The following is a 14,255-nucleotide window of genomic DNA, read 5'->3' as shown; positions in this document are numbered from 1 at the left end:
CGAGAATGAACGTCAATCAACCTGCCACCCCTCCGCTTGCGCCCGAGCTGATCGAGCAATTCCGCAAGATCGTCGGCGAGCGCCACGCCATCACCGATGCGAATGACATCGAGCCCTACGTCACCGAGGAGCGCAATTTGTTCCACGGCCGCTCGCCGCTGGTGCTGCGCCCGGGCTCGACGGCCGAAGTCTCCGAAATCTGCAAGCTCGCCTTCGCGCACAAGATCGCGCTGGTGCCACAGGGCGGCAATACCGGCCTCGTCGGCGGCCAGACCCCGCACAATGGCGAAGTCGTGGTGTCGCTGCGGCGGCTCGACAAGATTCGCGAGGTCGATACCGCCTCCAACACCATGACGGTCGAAGCCGGCGTGGTGTTGCAGGTGGCGCAAGCGAAGGCCTCCGATGTGGACCGGCTGTTTCCGCTGTCGCTGGGCGCGGAAGGCAGCTGCACCATCGGCGGCAATCTCTCCACCAATGCCGGCGGCACCGCCGCGCTCGCCTATGGCGTGGCGCGCGAGATGGCGCTGGGCTTGGAGGTGGTGCTCGCCGACGGGCGCGTGCTCAACGTGCTCTCGAAGCTGAAAAAGGACAACACCGGCTACAATCTGCACAATCTCTTCATCGGCGCCGAAGGCACGCTCGGCATCATCACGGCGGCGACGCTGAAACTGTTCCCGAAACCTCGGGCGGTCGAGACCGCTTTCGTCGGCCTGAAGTCGCCGGACGCGGCCTTGAAGCTGCTGACGATCGCACAAGGCGAAGCCGCCAATGCGCTGACGAGTTTTGAGCTGCTGTCGGAGATGGCGGTCGACTTCTCGGTGCGGCACGGCATCGATGTGCGCGATCCGCTCGCAGAGAAGCATCCCTGGTACGTGCTGATGGAATTGTCCTCTCCCGGTGACGACGCCCGTACGCCGCTGGAGACGATCCTCGCCCGCGCCATGGAAGAGGAGATCGTCGACGATGCCGTGATCGCGTCGAGCCTTTCCCAGCGCAACGATTTCTGGAAGCTGCGCGAGGAGATGTCGGCGGCGCAGAAGCCCGAGGGCGGCTCGATCAAGCACGACATTTCGGTTCCCGTAGCCGCCGTGCCCGCCTTCATCGCCGAGGCCGACGCCGCCGTGGTGAGGCTGATCTCCGGCGCGCGCCCCGTTCCGTTCGGCCATCTCGGCGACGGCAATCTTCATTACAATGTCAGCCAGCCGATCGGGGCCGACACCGCCGATTATCTGGCGCGCTGGCACGAGGTGAACGCCGTGGTGTTCGAGATCGTGCTGCGCATGGGCGGCTCGATCTCCGCCGAGCACGGCATCGGCGTGCTCAAGCGCGACGAGCTGCCCGACGTCAAGGACAAGACCGCGATCGAGCTGATGCGCGCGATCAAGGCGATGCTCGATCCGCACGGCATCATGAACCCGGGGAAGGTGCTGTGAGCGTGTCGCTTGCGATCTCTGCGATCACCGACGCCGATGTCGAGAAGGTCGTCGCGCTGTGGCAGCGCTGCGGCCTGACGCGGCCCTGGAACAATCCGCATGCTGACATCGACCTGGCGCGGCGGCGCGACAATTCCACCGTGCTGATCGGCCGCGACAATGGCGCGATCGTCGCGAGCGTCATGGTCGGCCATGACGGCCATCGCGGCTGGGTCTATTACGTCGCGGTCGATCCAGACTGCCAGAAGCGCGGCTTCGGCCGCGTCATCATGGCAGCGGCCGAGGATTGGCTGCGCGGAGCCGGCATTGCCAAGCTGCAGCTCCTGGTCCGCCGCGAGAACGCGCAGGCCAATGCGTTCTACGGCTCGCTGGGCTTCGAGCTATCGACGTCCGTGATGTACCAGAAGTGGCTCGACGGCCGCGCGACCACGCCAAGCAATTGAGATCCCGCCATGACCATTTCCGACCGCGTCCGCATCAAGGACGTCCGTGTGCTCTCGGACGGCTGGACCACGCTGAAGACCACCACGTTCGAGTACCGCCGCGCCAGCGGCGAATGGCAGACGCAGCACCGCGAGACCTATGAGCGCGACAACGCCGCCGCCGTGCTGCCGTACAATCGCGCACGGCGGACAGTGATCCTGGTGAAGCAATTCCGCCTGCCGGCCTTCATCCGCGGCTACGACGATCTGCTGATCGAGGCGGCCGCCGGCGTTTTGGACAATGCCGAGCCCGAGGAGCGCATCCGCGCCGAGGCCGAGGAGGAAACCGGCTATCGCCTGCATCACGTCCACAAGGTGTTCGAGGCCTTCATGAGCCCGGGCGCCATCACCGAGAAGCTGCATTTCTTCGTCGCCGAATACGAGCCCGAGATGCGCGTCAGCGACGGCGGCGGTCTCGAGCACGAGGGCGAGGACATCGAGGTGCTGGAGCTTTCCATCGACGAGGCCCTGGCGATGATCGCCGACGGCCGCATCATCGACGCCAAGGCGATCATGCTGCTGCAATATGCGGCGCTGCATGTGTTCAGGTAGGTGCTTTCTTCGCCTCTCCCCGCGTGCGGGGCGAGGGAGCGCACCTGCCGCGCGGCGAGGCATTGCGCAATGCAATTCAGGCCTGCATCCTCCCACCCCCCGTTGAGCAATCCCAGAACTATCTCTAGTCTGGTCCCAACCAGGAACCAGGAGACGCGCCCATGTCCGCTTCGCGCGACGACGAATTCGGCTTTGCGCCCGACTACGATGCCCCCATCCCCTACATGCAGCGCACCCGCGATTACTATGCGGCGATCGGTTACACCACGGCGTATCGCTGGGCGCATTACACTTCGGCACCGTTCCAGGCGCTGAAGAAGCCGCTGGCAAAGTCGCGCGTGACCATCATCACGACCGCCGCGCCGTACGATCCTGATAAGGGCGACCAGGGGCCGGGCGCGGCGTATAACGGCAGCGCGAAATTCTATCAGGTCTATGACGGCGACACGTCGAAAGAGCACGACCTTCGCATCTCGCATATCGGCTACGACCGCAAGCACACGAGCGCCACCGACAGCGGCACCTGGTTTCCGCTGCCACAGCTGTTGAAGGCGTCCGCGGCCGGGCGCATTGGCGAGGTCGCCCCGCGCTTCCTCGGCGCGCCGACCAACCGCAGCCACCGCGTCACGCTCGACACCGACGCGCCGGAGATTTTGGCGCGCTGCCTTGCCGACAAGGTCGATGCCGCGGTGCTGGTGCCGAACTGCCCGGTCTGCCACCAGACCACGGCGCTGGTGGCGCGGCATCTGGAGCGCAACGGCATTCCGACCGTGATCATGGGCTGCGCCAAGGACATCGTCGAGCACGCCGCTGTGCCGCGCTTCCTGTTCTCCGACTTCCCGCTCGGCAATTCCGCCGGCAAGCCGCACGACGTCGCCTCGCAGGCACAGACGCTCGAGCTGGCGCTCAAGCTGCTGGAGACCGCGAGCGGCCCGCAAACGACGATGCAGTCGCCGCTGCGCTGGAGCGAGGATGCCTCCTGGAAGCTCGACTACAACAACGTCGCGCAGCTTTCCCCGGAAGAGCTGGCGCGCCGCCGCGCCGAATTCGACAAGCAGAAGGAGATCGCGCGCGGCAACCGCGCCGCCTGACGTCCTCCGACAACCAAAACAAAAAGGGAGAGCGACGTGACGCGACCGTTCGAGGGCGTGAAGATCCTGGATTTCACGCAAGTGCTGGCCGGCCCCTATGCGAGCTACCAGCTCGCGCTGCTGGGCGCCGAAATCATCAAGGTCGAGCGGCGCGAGGGCGAAGACATGCGCCGCACGCCGCTCTCACGCGAATGGGCCGAACGTGGCCTCGCGCCCGCGTTCCAGGCCATCAACGGCAACAAGCGCAGCCTGACGCTCGATCTGCAGAAGCCCGAGGCGATCGCGATCGTGAAGAAGCTCGCAGAGACCGTCGACGTCGTCATGGAGAATTTCCGCCCCGGCGTGATGGACAAGCTCGGCATCGGCTATGAGGCGCTCTCCGCGATCAATCCAAAGCTGATCTATTGCGCGGTGTCAGGTTTCGGCCAGACCGGCCCGGATCGCTTGCGGCCCGGCTATGACGGCAAGATGCAGGCGCTCTCGGGCATCATGGCCATCACCGGCCATCCCGAAACCGGGCCGACGCGCGCGGGCTTTGCCGTGTGCGACGTGCTCTCGGGCGCGACCGCCGCGTTCGGCGTCTCGAGCGCGCTGTACCAGCGCGACCGCACCGGCAAGGGCCAGCTCGTCGACGTCTCGATGCTGGAGGCGACGCTGGCGTTTCTGTCGGGCCAGATCGCGGACTGGTCGGTCGCCGGCCATCGCCAGACACTCTCGGGCAACCAGGCGGTGAGCCGCAGGACCACGGCAAACCTTTTCAAATGCGGCGACGGCCACATCCTGCTTGCCGTCAACAACGAGAAGCAGTATCGCGCGCTGATGGCTGCGCTCGGCCGCGAGGACACGCTTGCCGACCCGCGCTTTGCCGACTGGTTTTCGCGCAACGAGAACGAACCTGCGCTACGCGCCATCATCGAGGAAGCGCTCGCCGCCAAGCCCGCGCGCGAATGGGAGAGCATTTTGGAAGACGCCGGCGCACCCTGCGCCAGCATCTGGAAGGTCGAGGAAGTGATCGATCATCCGCAAATCAAGGCGCGCGGCGCGATCCAGGAGCTGGACACACCCTATGGCCGCCTGCGCTTTGCCGGCAGCGGTTTCAAGCTCGCGCATGGCGGCGGGAAGCTCGACCGGATGGCGCCGGAATTGGGCGCGGATACGGATGCGGTGCTGGGCGAGCTGGGATTCGATGCGGCGGAGATCGCGGGGTTGAGGGCGAAGGAGATTGTGTGAGGCGGCGCTTCACACTCGATGTCGTCCCGGACAAGCGTAGCGAAGCGGAGCGCTGATCCGGGACGACAGCGGAGTGAATGGCGGCAGCTCGGCTAAAGCAAACCCGCCTAAAACAACGATCCCTGCCCATCATCCGCCGAGCTGGCCGCGGCCTTCCGCGGTGCCTTCTTCGGCTTCGCAGCCTCTGCCTCCGCCTCCATCTCCTCCGCGCTGATCGGCAAGAGCAGCTGCTCGTCGTCGTTGGCGACGCGGTTGACGCGGGTGGAGATCGGGTGCCAGGCGAACTCGCCGATGCGCGGTGCGGCCATCAGCGGCAGGATCGAATCGATCTCGTCACTGCGGCAATCGAGCCAGCGCTCGAAATCGCGCTCGCTGATGGTGACGGGCACGCGGTCATGCAGCGCCGCGAGATCCTCGTCCGCCGCGGCCGTGACGATCGCGATGGTGTCGAGTTCCTCGCCGTTCGGCCCGGCCCAGGTCTCGAACACAGCAGCGAAGCCGAGCGGCGCACCGTCGGCGCGGTGGATGAAGAACGGCTGCTTGCGGCCGCCCTCCACCTTCCATTCGTAATAGCCGTCGGCCGGGATCAGGCCGCGCCGCCGGCGTATCGCCTTTTTGAACGCGGGCTTCTCCAGCACCGTCTCGGAACGGGCATTGATCAGGAGCGTAAAACCCTTGGGGTCCTTGACCCAGCTAGGCAAGAGGCCCCAGCGCATCAGGCGGAAATGGCGCGCGCCGTTCTCGACCAGCACGACCGGAATAGGCTGCGTCGGGGCGACATTGTACCGGGGCGGGAAGTTCGGCTGCTCGACATAGCCGAACAATTGCCGCAAAGCCGCGGGGGCCGAAGTTATGACGAAGCGTCCACACATCCCAAGGCGTCTATATAGGGTTCGTTCAGGTCCTTTTAACCCCGAACGTTAACACTGCGGCAGATGAGCTCAACGGCCTCCCAACCCGCGCGGACGCATGTACAGACGGGCCCCGAGGCCACCGCCTGGGCCGAGCGGCTGCGCGTGGCCAATATCAATCCGCGGACCGGGCTTGCCACCGACTATCTCAACCATTTCAATGAAGCCGTGATGCTGCTGGAAATGGTTCCCGACATGCCGGAATGCGCGGAAGATTTTTTGACCTGGACGCCGCTGTCCTATGCCGAGCATTTCACGGCGTCGAATTTCAAGGCGCGCGATCTCGCCATCGAAGCCTATGAGAAGGCCGATCCCAACCTGCGCGCCCAGTTCGACCACCTCACGGACACCATGACCTCGATTTTAACGGCGGTCGGCTCGGCCATGCGCGAGGTCGAGAAGGACACGACCCGCGTCCGCCTCGCCGAGCAGGCCGCCCTCTGGGTCAAGCCGCTGATCGCCGCCTGCGGCGGCATCATCAATGGCGGCGCGGAAGCGGACGTCGACACCATCATGTCGAACTAAGCCAGATCGTTGAAGAGATGCCGGCCGTCGTCCAGCCCACCCACCCCCAGATCGCGGTCAGTGCGGCGATCTTCCGTGACGGCAGGGTGCTTCTGACCCGCCGCGCGCGCTCGCCGGCGAAGGGGTTCTATTCGCTGCCCGGCGGCCGGGTCGAGTTCGGCGAATCGCTGCACAAGGCACTGAGCCGCGAGGTTGACGAGGAGACCGGGCTCCGAATCGAGATCGTCGGCCTTGCCGGCTGGCGCGAGGTGCTGCCCGCCGCGCCCGGCGCCGGCCATTACATAATCATGTCCTTTGCCGCCCGCTGGGTGGCCCGGGAGCCCTCGCTCAACGACGAGCTCGACGATTACCGCTGGATCGCCCCGGATGCCCTCGCCAGCCTCGGCGACCTCAAGCTGACCGGGGGGCTGGAGGAGGTCATCCAGTCCGCCGCGCGCCTGATCGGCCCCTGACCACCCGCCTTGCGTCATCAGCCCCGAGGAGGCATACACCCCGCCGATGTCCACGCGATTTCTGGCCATTTTTGCCCTGATTCTCGCCTGCGCCTCCGGACCCATGCGGGCCCAGGACGTGGCGGCGCCGTTCGACGCCGATTTGCAGCGGCTGGCCGAGATCCTCGGCGGGCTGCACTATCTGCGCGGCATCTGCGGATCCAACGAGGGCAACAAATGGCGCAACGAGATGCAGGCGCTGATCGATGCCGAAACCCCCTCCGGTGAGCGCCGCACCCGCATGATCGCCGGTTTCAACCGCGGCTATAACGGCTTTCAGCAGACCTACCGCAGCTGCACGCCGGCCGCGACGGTGGCGATCCGCCGCTATATCGAGGAAGGCTCGAAGATCTCACGGGATCTGACGGCGCGTTACGCGAACTGATTTCTTGGCGCGCCACGCATGACGGCGGCTGGAACCCTGTCATCGACTTTGTTCACAGCCGTTAACCGTTCTTAAAGATGTGGCCTAGCGGTCGTTAACGCCCGTGCTAAACCTCTCGCACAGCGCATCGCCGTGGATCGCGCCCCAGCCCTGATCGAGTTTCATGAGCCAGCCGATTTCCTACGCCCCCGCCCGCGCGCCGCTGCCCGATCACGAGCAGAAGCAGGCCGCACTGGGCTATCTCAACGAAGCCTGGGCCGAGGCGCGCCATGACGGCGTCGACGGCGACTGCCTGGCACAGGCGAGCCTGTTTGCGGCTTTTGCCGAGCTCGTCGGCACCTATGGCGAGGACGCGGTCGCCAAGTTCGTCGAAGGCTTTCCCGGCCGCATCCGCAATGGCGAATTTTCGGTCACGCTCGCGAGGCAGTAGTCTTTCGCGAAAAGGACCCCGCCACGCGGGCGGGGCCTGTGAACGCTCCCTCCTCCCTCAAGGCTCGATCTTGAGCGTCGCCTTCATGTTGGGATGATAGCGGCAGTAATACTCGACCGTTCCCGCCTTCTTCAGAACTGACGTCGCCGATTTCTTCGGCGGCAGTGTCACGTCGAAATCGCCGTTCTTCGCGGTGGCGGTATGGGCGAAGACGTCCTTGTTGACCCAGTTGACGGTATCGCCGACCTTGGCCGATATCTCAGCCGGAGAGATCACGAGATTCTCCATCGTGATCTCTATCGTCGCGGCGTGCGCCGGGACGACCATCGCCGCGCAGACGAGCGCGAGTGGAAGCGAAAACAGCCGTCCCGACATCATCGCACGCTCCCTATTTCAGCTCGGTCGCGACATGCTCGGCGTGCTGCTGATGGCCCTGGAAGATCTTCAGGCCGGTCTGCAGCAGGCTCTTCAGCTCGGCATTGCTGGCCGAGGGAATGAGCTGAGTCTCCAGCGCGCCGTTGACCTGCTTGTGGTAGGCCACCTCGTTGGCGACATAGGCCTTGTCGAAGGCAGCGCCGCTCAGCTTGTCGAGCTCGGCGAGCTTGTCGCTGGCCTGCTTGGACAGCGCCTTGCTGGTGTCGTTGTCTTCAGGGGTGACGTTCAGCTTCTTGACCAGCGCGAGCGCCTGCTTGTTGACGGCCTCGTGGTCGCGCAGCATGTCCTCGGCAAACGCCTTGACGTCCTTGCTCTTCGCCTTCTTCTGCGCCTGCTTGGCGGCGTTGATGTCGATGACTCCAGCGGTATAGGCGATATGGGCGATCTGCGGATCGGTGGGCTTGTCGGCTGCACTGGCGCTTTGCAGCAGCGCCGGACTGGACAACAGAATTGCGGCAGCGATCGCCGCGCTCCAACGGACAAACATGGTTTGACACTCCTGTGCTGCCGGACGTTTGCCGGCGTTGCTTCACAGGAGTTGGATGGGCGTCTTATGCGAACGTTCCCGAAAAATTTCAGCCGCCGACACCAAGGCGCTTCAACACCGCTTCGGTCAGACGCTCGCAGCGCCAGCCGGCGAACGGGAACGCGTCCATCATCACCGGACCGATCTCCTTCTCGACATTCTCGCGCAGCATGGTGCGGGCGCGATGCAGCCGCGTCTTCACGGTTTCCGGCTTCACGCCGAGCAGATCTGCGGTCTCCTCGATGTTCATGCCCTCCATGACCCGCGCGATGAAGACCATGCGGAAGACGTCCGGCAACTCGTCGATGGCGCGTTCGACGACGCGCTGGATTTCACGTTGAGCCATGGTCCTTTCCGGATCGCCTGCGGGAGAAACGGGAAATTTGATGATCTGCGCCTCGAGCGCCTCTTCCGGCACCGCGCCAAGCTCGACATGCGGCTTTGCGCTTCGCACCCGGCCAAGCGCCTCGTTGATGGCAATACGCGACAACCAGGTCGACAGTCCCGACTCGCCACGGAAGCCATCGAGATGGGTGAAGGCGCGGACATAGGTTTCCTGCACCACGTCCTCGGCCTCGCTGTCGCTGCGCAATATCCCGCGCGCGAGGCGATAGAGCCTGCGATTGTTGGCCTGCATGATCTCGCGGATTGCGGCCTCGTTCCGGTGCCGCGCGCGGTCGATCAGCTCGGCTTCCGACGTCCTGATACCGGCGGTCAGGCCGGCTGCGGTCCCTGGCATGGCGGGTATCCTGTCTCCATTGGTTCCGGACATTGGATGCAGGCCGGGAAGAAAGGTTCCGAGATTTCTTACCCTCCCCTGGAGAGGACGGCCATCGCATATAGCATTTTGCACGAGCTGAGCGCGCGCCTCGTCCTTCGAGACGACCGCTTCGCGGTCTCCTCAGGATGAGGCTAAGCAGCATCGATCCTCGTTAAAACTAGCGCACAGCACTCGGTCCTCATCCTGAGGGCCCGCCAAAGGTGGGCGTCTCGAAGGATGGCCACAGGCGAAATCGCTCCCGAGCCAACCTAATCCGTCTCGATCGGCAGCGCCGGATCCCTCGCCCATTCGCCCATCGAGGCGTCGTAGAGCGTCAGCTTGTCGTAGCCGAGCTGCGTCAGCAGGAACAGGTCGATGGTCGCCGAAATGCCGCCGCCGCAATAGCAGATCACGGTCTTGTCGCGCGTGACGCCCTGGGCCGCGAATTTGGCTTCGGCATCCGCAAGCGTCGTCAACGTCTTGTCGGCATTGGTGAGCGTCGCAGCTGATACGTTGACGCTGCCGGGAACGCGGCCGGGCCGGCCGTAGCGGCTCGGCTCGAGGCCGCGATGAAACTGCGGCCCGAGCGCGTTGACGATCACCGTCGCGGGATCGCCGATCCGCGCCTTCACATTGGTCTTGTCGACGAAGAAGCCCGTGCGCGGCGTGGCCTTGAAGGTCGTCGCGGGATAGCCTTTCGGTGCGCCTGTTGCGACCGGCCGCCCCTCCTCCTTCCATTTGTCGAAGCCGCCATCGAGCACAAGCGCGTCGATGCCGAGCGAGCGCAGCATCCACCAGAACCGCGTCGCCCACATCATGGTGCCGATGCTGTAGAGCACGACGGACTTGCCCGCATCGAGGCCATGCCGGCCGAAGGCGGCCTCCAGCTGGGCAACATCAGGCATCATGAAGAAGTGTTGCGACGAGGTGTCGGAGAACTCGCCTTGCAGGTCGAGGAAATCGGCGCCCGGAATGTGCCCGGCTGCGAAGGTCTTGTCGCCGGGCACGGCGCGATACGGCACGTCGCTGCCGGGTGGGACCGGCTCGTTGTAGGTCGTGCAGTCGTAGAGGCGAAGGTTGGGATCGCCGAGAATGGCGGTGAGTTGCTCGGTGGTGATGAGGGCGGCTGGCTGGGACATCGGACTGCACTCCCATTCGAGAGGAAATGTAGACCCATCCCCTCGTCATTGCGAGCGCAGCGAAGCAATCCAGGCTGCCGCCGCGGATGGATTCTGGATTGCTTCGCTGCGCTCGCAAGACGGGTGGGGAAACAGTGTGCATCCCCACATCAACCTACGGCTTCAGCGTCTCCAGAAACCGCACCGCTTCGCCTTGCGCGGGCGTCACCAGCTCGCCCTGCCACATCACCCGGCGGCCGCGGACGAAGGTGCCCACGGGCCAGCCGGTGACACGCACGCCGTCATAGGGCGTCCAGCCGGCTTTCGACGCCACCCATTTGTTGGTGATGGTCTCGCTGCGCTTGAGATCAACGACCGTGAAATCGGCGTCGTAGCCGGCAGCGATGCGGCCCTTGCAGGCCATGTTGTAGAGGCGCGCGGGACCGGCGCTGGTGAGGTCGACAAAGCGCGCCAGCGACAGCCGGCCCGCGTTGACGTGGTCGAGCATCAGAGGCACCAGCGTCTGCACGCCGGTCATGCCGGAGGGCGAGGCGGGATAGGTCTTCTGCTTCTCCTCCAGCGTGTGCGGAGCGTGGTCGGAGCCGAGCACGTCGATGATGCCCTGCTCGATGCCGCGCCAGATGCCGGCACGGTGATCGGCCCCCCGCACCGGCGGGTTCATCTGCGCGAGCGTGCCGAGTTGCTCATAGCATTCGGGCGCGACCAGCGTCAGATGGTGCGGCGTCGCCTCGCAGGAGGCAACGTCCTTGTGGTCGCGCAGGAACTCGATCTCTTCCCTGGTCGAGATGTGCAGCACGTGGATGCGCTTGCCGGTCTCGTGCGCGAGCTTGACCAGGCGCTGCGTCGCCATCAGCGCCGCGGTCTCGTCGCGCCACACCGGATGCGACCGGGCATCGCCCTCGATGCGCAGCGATTTGCGATCGTTGAGGCGGTATTCGTCCTCGGCATGGAACGCGGCGCGGCGGCGGATCACCTGGAAGATGCGGCGGAGACTCTCGTCGTCCTCTACCAGCAGCGCACCGGTCGAGGAGCCGATGAACACCTTGACCCCCGCGCAGCCGGGCGCGCGCTCCAGTACCGGCAGGTCCTGCACGTTCTCACGAGTGCCGCCGATGAAGAAGGCGAAATCGCAATGCATGCGGTGATGGGCGCGCTTGACCTTGTCGGTGAATTCGGCCTCCGTCACCGTCAGCGGCGCGGTGTTCGGCATCTCGAACACGGCGGTGACGCCGCCCATCACGGCGCTGCGCGAACCGGTCTCGAGGTCTTCCTTGTGCGTCAGGCCGGGCTCGCGGAAATGCACCTGCGTGTCCATCACGCCGGGCAGGATGTGCAGGCCCTTGCAGTCGATCACCTCCGCGGCGCTGTCTTGCGACAGCGGACCCAGCTCGGCAATGCGCCCCTCCGTGATGCCGATATCGCGAACAATCTCGCCGTCCTGGTTGACGACGGTGCCATTCTTGAGGATCACATCGAAGCGCTGGGTCATGGCTGAAGGCCTCTCTCGTCCCCAAGCGCAGGGCTCGAGGTCTTGTCGTTTGTGCCTCGCGGGCTTACGTTCCGGAGCAGCATGTCGCAAGAGATTTTCGCATGAAATCAGCGTTTCTTCCCGACCGGGGCGTGATCAAGGTCGCGGGCGAGGATGCGCGCAACTTCCTCAACGGCCTGGTCACGACCGACGTCGACAGGCTGAAGCCGGGCCTGGGGCGATTCGGCGCGCTGCTGACGCCGCAGGGCAAGATCATCGTCGATTTCCTGATCACCGAGGTGCCCGCAGGCCATGGCGGCGGGTTCCTGATCGACTGCCCGAAAGCGCTGGCAGACAACCTCGCCACCAAGCTGAAATTCTACAAGCTGCGCGCCAAGGTCACGGTGGAAAACCTCGATCTCGGCGTGCTCGCCGCCTGGGACGGCCAGCCCGCGACGCAGCCAGACCTTGCCTTCGCCGATCCGCGTCAAGACGGGCTCGGCTTTCGCATCCTGATCCCTGAAGATCTCAAGCAGAAGCTCTCCGACCTCATCGGGGCCGAACTGGTCGATGCGAGCGAATATGAGGCGCACCGCATCGCGCTCGGCGTGCCGCGCGGCGGGCTCGATTTCACGTACAGCGATGCGTTTCCGCACGAGACCAATATGGACCGTCTCGCCGGGGTCGATTTCGACAAGGGCTGCTATGTCGGCCAGGAGGTCGTCTCGCGCATGCAACATCGCGGCACCGCGCGCACCCGCAGCGTGAAGGTGCTGCTCGACGGCCCCTCGCCCGAAGCCGGCGCGACCATTCTCGCCGGCGACAAGCCGGTCGGCACCATCGGCTCGACGTCCGGGGGCAAGGGCATCGCTTTGGTGCGCATTGACCGTGTCGCCGACGCGCTCGATGCCGGCCAGCCGCTCACCGCCGGTGGTCTCGCGTTGAAGCTGGCAGAACCTGAGGTCGTCCGTATCCCCGCGAAGCAGCCTACCGCATGAGCCGAGCCCCCCGCCTACATCCCGACGGAAAGACCCGCTGTCCCTGGCCGGGCGACGATCCGCTCTACGTCGCCTATCACGACACCGAATGGGGCGTGCCGGAATATGATGACCGCGCGCTGTACGAGAAGCTGATCCTCGACGGCTTCCAGGCCGGCCTGTCCTGGATCACGATCCTGCGCAAGCGCGACAATTTCCGCAAAGCCTTCGACGATTTCCAGCCGGAGAAGATCGCGCGCTACGATGCCAAAAAGGTTCATGCCCTCATGAACGATGCCGGCATCGTCCGCAACAAGGCCAAGATCGACGGCGCGATTCTGAGCGCGAAGTCGTATCTCGACATCATGGAGAAGGGCCCCGGCTTCTCGAAGCTGCTGTGGAACTTCATGGACGGCAAGCCCAAGGTCAATCATTTCAAGACCACGGGAAGCGTGCCCGCCTCGACGCCGCTGTCGACGCAGATCTCGAAAGAGCTGTCCTCCCGCGGCTTCAAATTCGTCGGCCCGACCATCGTCTATGCCTTCATGCAGGCGACCGGCATGGTCAACGACCATCTCGTCGACTGCCATTGCCACGCGACCTGCGGCAAGACGCAGCGCAAGCCGCGCCTCAAGGCCAAATGACGGCGAAGAAGACCGCGCGCAACGCGCAGTCCCGTGCCTGGCAGCGCATGCTGTCGGGCCGGCGGCTCGATCTGCTCGATCCCTCCCCGCTCGATGTCGAGATCGCCGACATCGCGCACGGGCTCGCGCGCGTCGCGCGCTGGAACGGGCAGACCATCGGCGCGCATATCTTTTCGGTCGCGCAGCACACGCTGCTGGTGGAGACCGTGCTGCGGCACGAAATGCCGCGCGTCGATCTTCGCATGCGGCTCGCCGCATTGCTGCATGATGCGCCGGAATACGTGATCGGCGACATGATCTCGCCGTTCAAGGCCGTGCTCGACGGCCATTACAAGGCGGTCGAGAAGCGCCTGCTCGGCGCCATCCATATCCGCTTCGGACTGCCGCCGGTCTTGCCGGAGGAGATCACGTTAGCCATCAAGGCCGCCGACCGCGGCGCGGCCTATCTGGAAGCGACCGAGCTTGCCGGCTTCAGCGAAAGCGAGGCAAGGCGGCTGTTCGGCAAGGATCCCGGCCTCACCGACAGCGTCCGGCGCGACTATCTGACGCCCTGGACCGCGGCACGGGCCGAGAAGCAGTTTCTGGAGCGGTTTGGCGCGGTGTTTGCGTAGGGCATTGTCGCGGATTGGTGGCGCCTATTATTCCGGTGTCATCCCTGCGAAAGCAGTCCTGTAGGGCGGGCAAAGGCGCTCTTGCGCCGTGCCCACCGTCCTTTCGCATTTGCGACAAAGTAGTGGGCACGCGTCCGCCTTCGCTCTGCGAGCTACGGCGGACGC

18 protein-coding genes are annotated in these 14,255 nt (G+C 65.0%); 12 read left to right on the top strand and 6 right to left on the bottom strand.

Going from position 1 to position 14,255, the window contains the following annotated elements:
- The first annotated feature begins 5 nt into the window (after positions 1-5).
- The 5 genes from UNPA324_RS23940 (at position 6) to UNPA324_RS23920 (ending at position 4,788) form a co-directional block, all read left to right on the top strand.
- A complete protein-coding gene (locus UNPA324_RS23940; protein WP_128916709.1) occupies positions 6-1,433 on the top strand; it encodes an FAD-binding oxidoreductase in 1,428 nt (475 codons plus the stop codon).
- Positions 1,430-1,876, top strand: coding sequence for a GNAT family acetyltransferase (locus UNPA324_RS23935; protein ID WP_141936242.1), 447 nt, complete (start codon positions 1,430-1,432; stop codon positions 1,874-1,876). The genes UNPA324_RS23940 and UNPA324_RS23935 overlap by 4 nt, the downstream gene beginning before the upstream one ends.
- A gap of 9 nt (positions 1,877-1,885) precedes the next feature.
- A complete protein-coding gene (locus tag UNPA324_RS23930) occupies positions 1,886-2,467 on the top strand; it encodes an NUDIX hydrolase (protein ID WP_128916708.1) in 582 nt (193 codons plus the stop codon).
- A 161-nt stretch (positions 2,468-2,628) separates the two neighbouring features.
- Complete coding sequence (locus UNPA324_RS23925) at positions 2,629-3,558, top strand: glycine/sarcosine/betaine reductase selenoprotein B family protein (protein ID WP_141936240.1); 930 nt, start codon at positions 2,629-2,631, stop codon at positions 3,556-3,558.
- Between the two features lie 36 nt (positions 3,559-3,594).
- Positions 3,595-4,788, top strand: a complete 1,194-nt coding sequence (locus UNPA324_RS23920) for a CaiB/BaiF CoA transferase family protein (RefSeq protein WP_141936238.1) — start codon at positions 3,595-3,597, stop codon at positions 4,786-4,788.
- A gap of 107 nt (positions 4,789-4,895) precedes the next feature.
- On the opposite strand, the gene UNPA324_RS23915 is transcribed toward UNPA324_RS23920, so the two are convergent.
- Positions 4,896-5,660: an SOS response-associated peptidase gene (locus UNPA324_RS23915; protein WP_141936236.1), complete on the bottom strand. Its 765-nt coding sequence runs from the start codon at positions 5,658-5,660 to the stop codon at positions 4,896-4,898.
- Positions 5,661-5,723: 63 nt separating this feature from the next.
- On the opposite strand from UNPA324_RS23915, the gene UNPA324_RS23910 reads away from it, so the two are divergent.
- The 4 genes from UNPA324_RS23910 (at position 5,724) to UNPA324_RS23895 (ending at position 7,530) form a co-directional block, all read left to right on the top strand.
- Positions 5,724-6,224: a hypothetical protein gene (locus tag UNPA324_RS23910; RefSeq protein WP_128916704.1), complete on the top strand. Its 501-nt coding sequence runs from the start codon at positions 5,724-5,726 to the stop codon at positions 6,222-6,224.
- A gap of 17 nt (positions 6,225-6,241) precedes the next feature.
- Complete coding sequence (locus UNPA324_RS23905; protein ID WP_141936234.1) at positions 6,242-6,676, top strand: NUDIX hydrolase; 435 nt, start codon at positions 6,242-6,244, stop codon at positions 6,674-6,676.
- 46 nt (positions 6,677-6,722) lie between these two features.
- On the top strand, positions 6,723-7,100 hold the full coding sequence (locus UNPA324_RS23900) for a TIGR02301 family protein (protein ID WP_128916702.1): 378 nt from the start codon (positions 6,723-6,725) through the stop codon (positions 7,098-7,100).
- Between the two features lie 163 nt (positions 7,101-7,263).
- Positions 7,264-7,530 (top strand): hypothetical protein, encoded by a 267-nt coding sequence (locus UNPA324_RS23895; protein ID WP_128916701.1) that lies wholly within the window; start codon positions 7,264-7,266, stop codon positions 7,528-7,530.
- 57 nt (positions 7,531-7,587) lie between these two features.
- Here UNPA324_RS23895 and UNPA324_RS23890 read toward each other — a convergent pair whose 3' ends face one another.
- The 5 genes from UNPA324_RS23890 to UNPA324_RS23870 all read right to left on the bottom strand — a co-directional run bounded on the left by UNPA324_RS23890 (position 7,588) and on the right by UNPA324_RS23870 (position 11,879).
- Positions 7,588-7,908, bottom strand: coding sequence for a cupredoxin domain-containing protein (locus UNPA324_RS23890; protein ID WP_128916700.1), 321 nt, complete (start codon positions 7,906-7,908; stop codon positions 7,588-7,590).
- A 10-nt stretch (positions 7,909-7,918) separates the two neighbouring features.
- Positions 7,919-8,452 carry a DUF4142 domain-containing protein gene (locus UNPA324_RS23885; RefSeq protein WP_128916699.1) on the bottom strand — a complete coding sequence of 178 codons (534 nt, stop codon included), beginning with the start codon at positions 8,450-8,452 and terminating at the stop codon, positions 7,919-7,921.
- 88 nt (positions 8,453-8,540) lie between these two features.
- On the bottom strand, positions 8,541-9,230 hold the full coding sequence (locus UNPA324_RS23880; RefSeq protein WP_164935896.1) for an RNA polymerase sigma factor: 690 nt from the start codon (positions 9,228-9,230) through the stop codon (positions 8,541-8,543).
- 290 nt (positions 9,231-9,520) lie between these two features.
- Positions 9,521-10,390 carry a sulfurtransferase gene (locus tag UNPA324_RS23875; protein ID WP_141936232.1) on the bottom strand — a complete coding sequence of 290 codons (870 nt, stop codon included), beginning with the start codon at positions 10,388-10,390 and terminating at the stop codon, positions 9,521-9,523.
- 154 nt (positions 10,391-10,544) lie between these two features.
- Positions 10,545-11,879 (bottom strand): dihydroorotase, encoded by a 1,335-nt coding sequence (locus UNPA324_RS23870; RefSeq protein ID WP_128916696.1) that lies wholly within the window; start codon positions 11,877-11,879, stop codon positions 10,545-10,547.
- A 101-nt stretch (positions 11,880-11,980) separates the two neighbouring features.
- Between UNPA324_RS23870 and ygfZ the strand changes: the two genes are divergently transcribed.
- From ygfZ to UNPA324_RS23855, 3 genes are read left to right on the top strand one after another with little or no spacing between them, the layout of a single operon-like run.
- Complete coding sequence (gene ygfZ / locus UNPA324_RS23865; RefSeq protein WP_141936230.1) at positions 11,981-12,856, top strand: CAF17-like 4Fe-4S cluster assembly/insertion protein YgfZ; 876 nt, start codon at positions 11,981-11,983, stop codon at positions 12,854-12,856.
- Positions 12,853-13,479 carry a DNA-3-methyladenine glycosylase I gene (locus tag UNPA324_RS23860; RefSeq protein WP_128916694.1) on the top strand — a complete coding sequence of 209 codons (627 nt, stop codon included), beginning with the start codon at positions 12,853-12,855 and terminating at the stop codon, positions 13,477-13,479. The genes ygfZ and UNPA324_RS23860 overlap by 4 nt, the downstream gene beginning before the upstream one ends.
- Positions 13,476-14,090, top strand: a complete 615-nt coding sequence (locus tag UNPA324_RS23855; RefSeq protein ID WP_141936228.1) for a YfbR-like 5'-deoxynucleotidase — start codon at positions 13,476-13,478, stop codon at positions 14,088-14,090. Before UNPA324_RS23860 ends, UNPA324_RS23855 begins: the two co-directional genes overlap by 4 nt.
- Positions 14,091-14,255: the final 165 nt, after the last annotated feature.

It is taken from the genome of Bradyrhizobium sp. UNPA324 (genome assembly GCF_006658635.1).
Classification (GTDB): Bacteria; Pseudomonadota; Alphaproteobacteria; order Rhizobiales; family Xanthobacteraceae; genus Bradyrhizobium; species Bradyrhizobium nanningense.
This window is presented reverse-complemented; position numbering and strand designations above follow the sequence as displayed.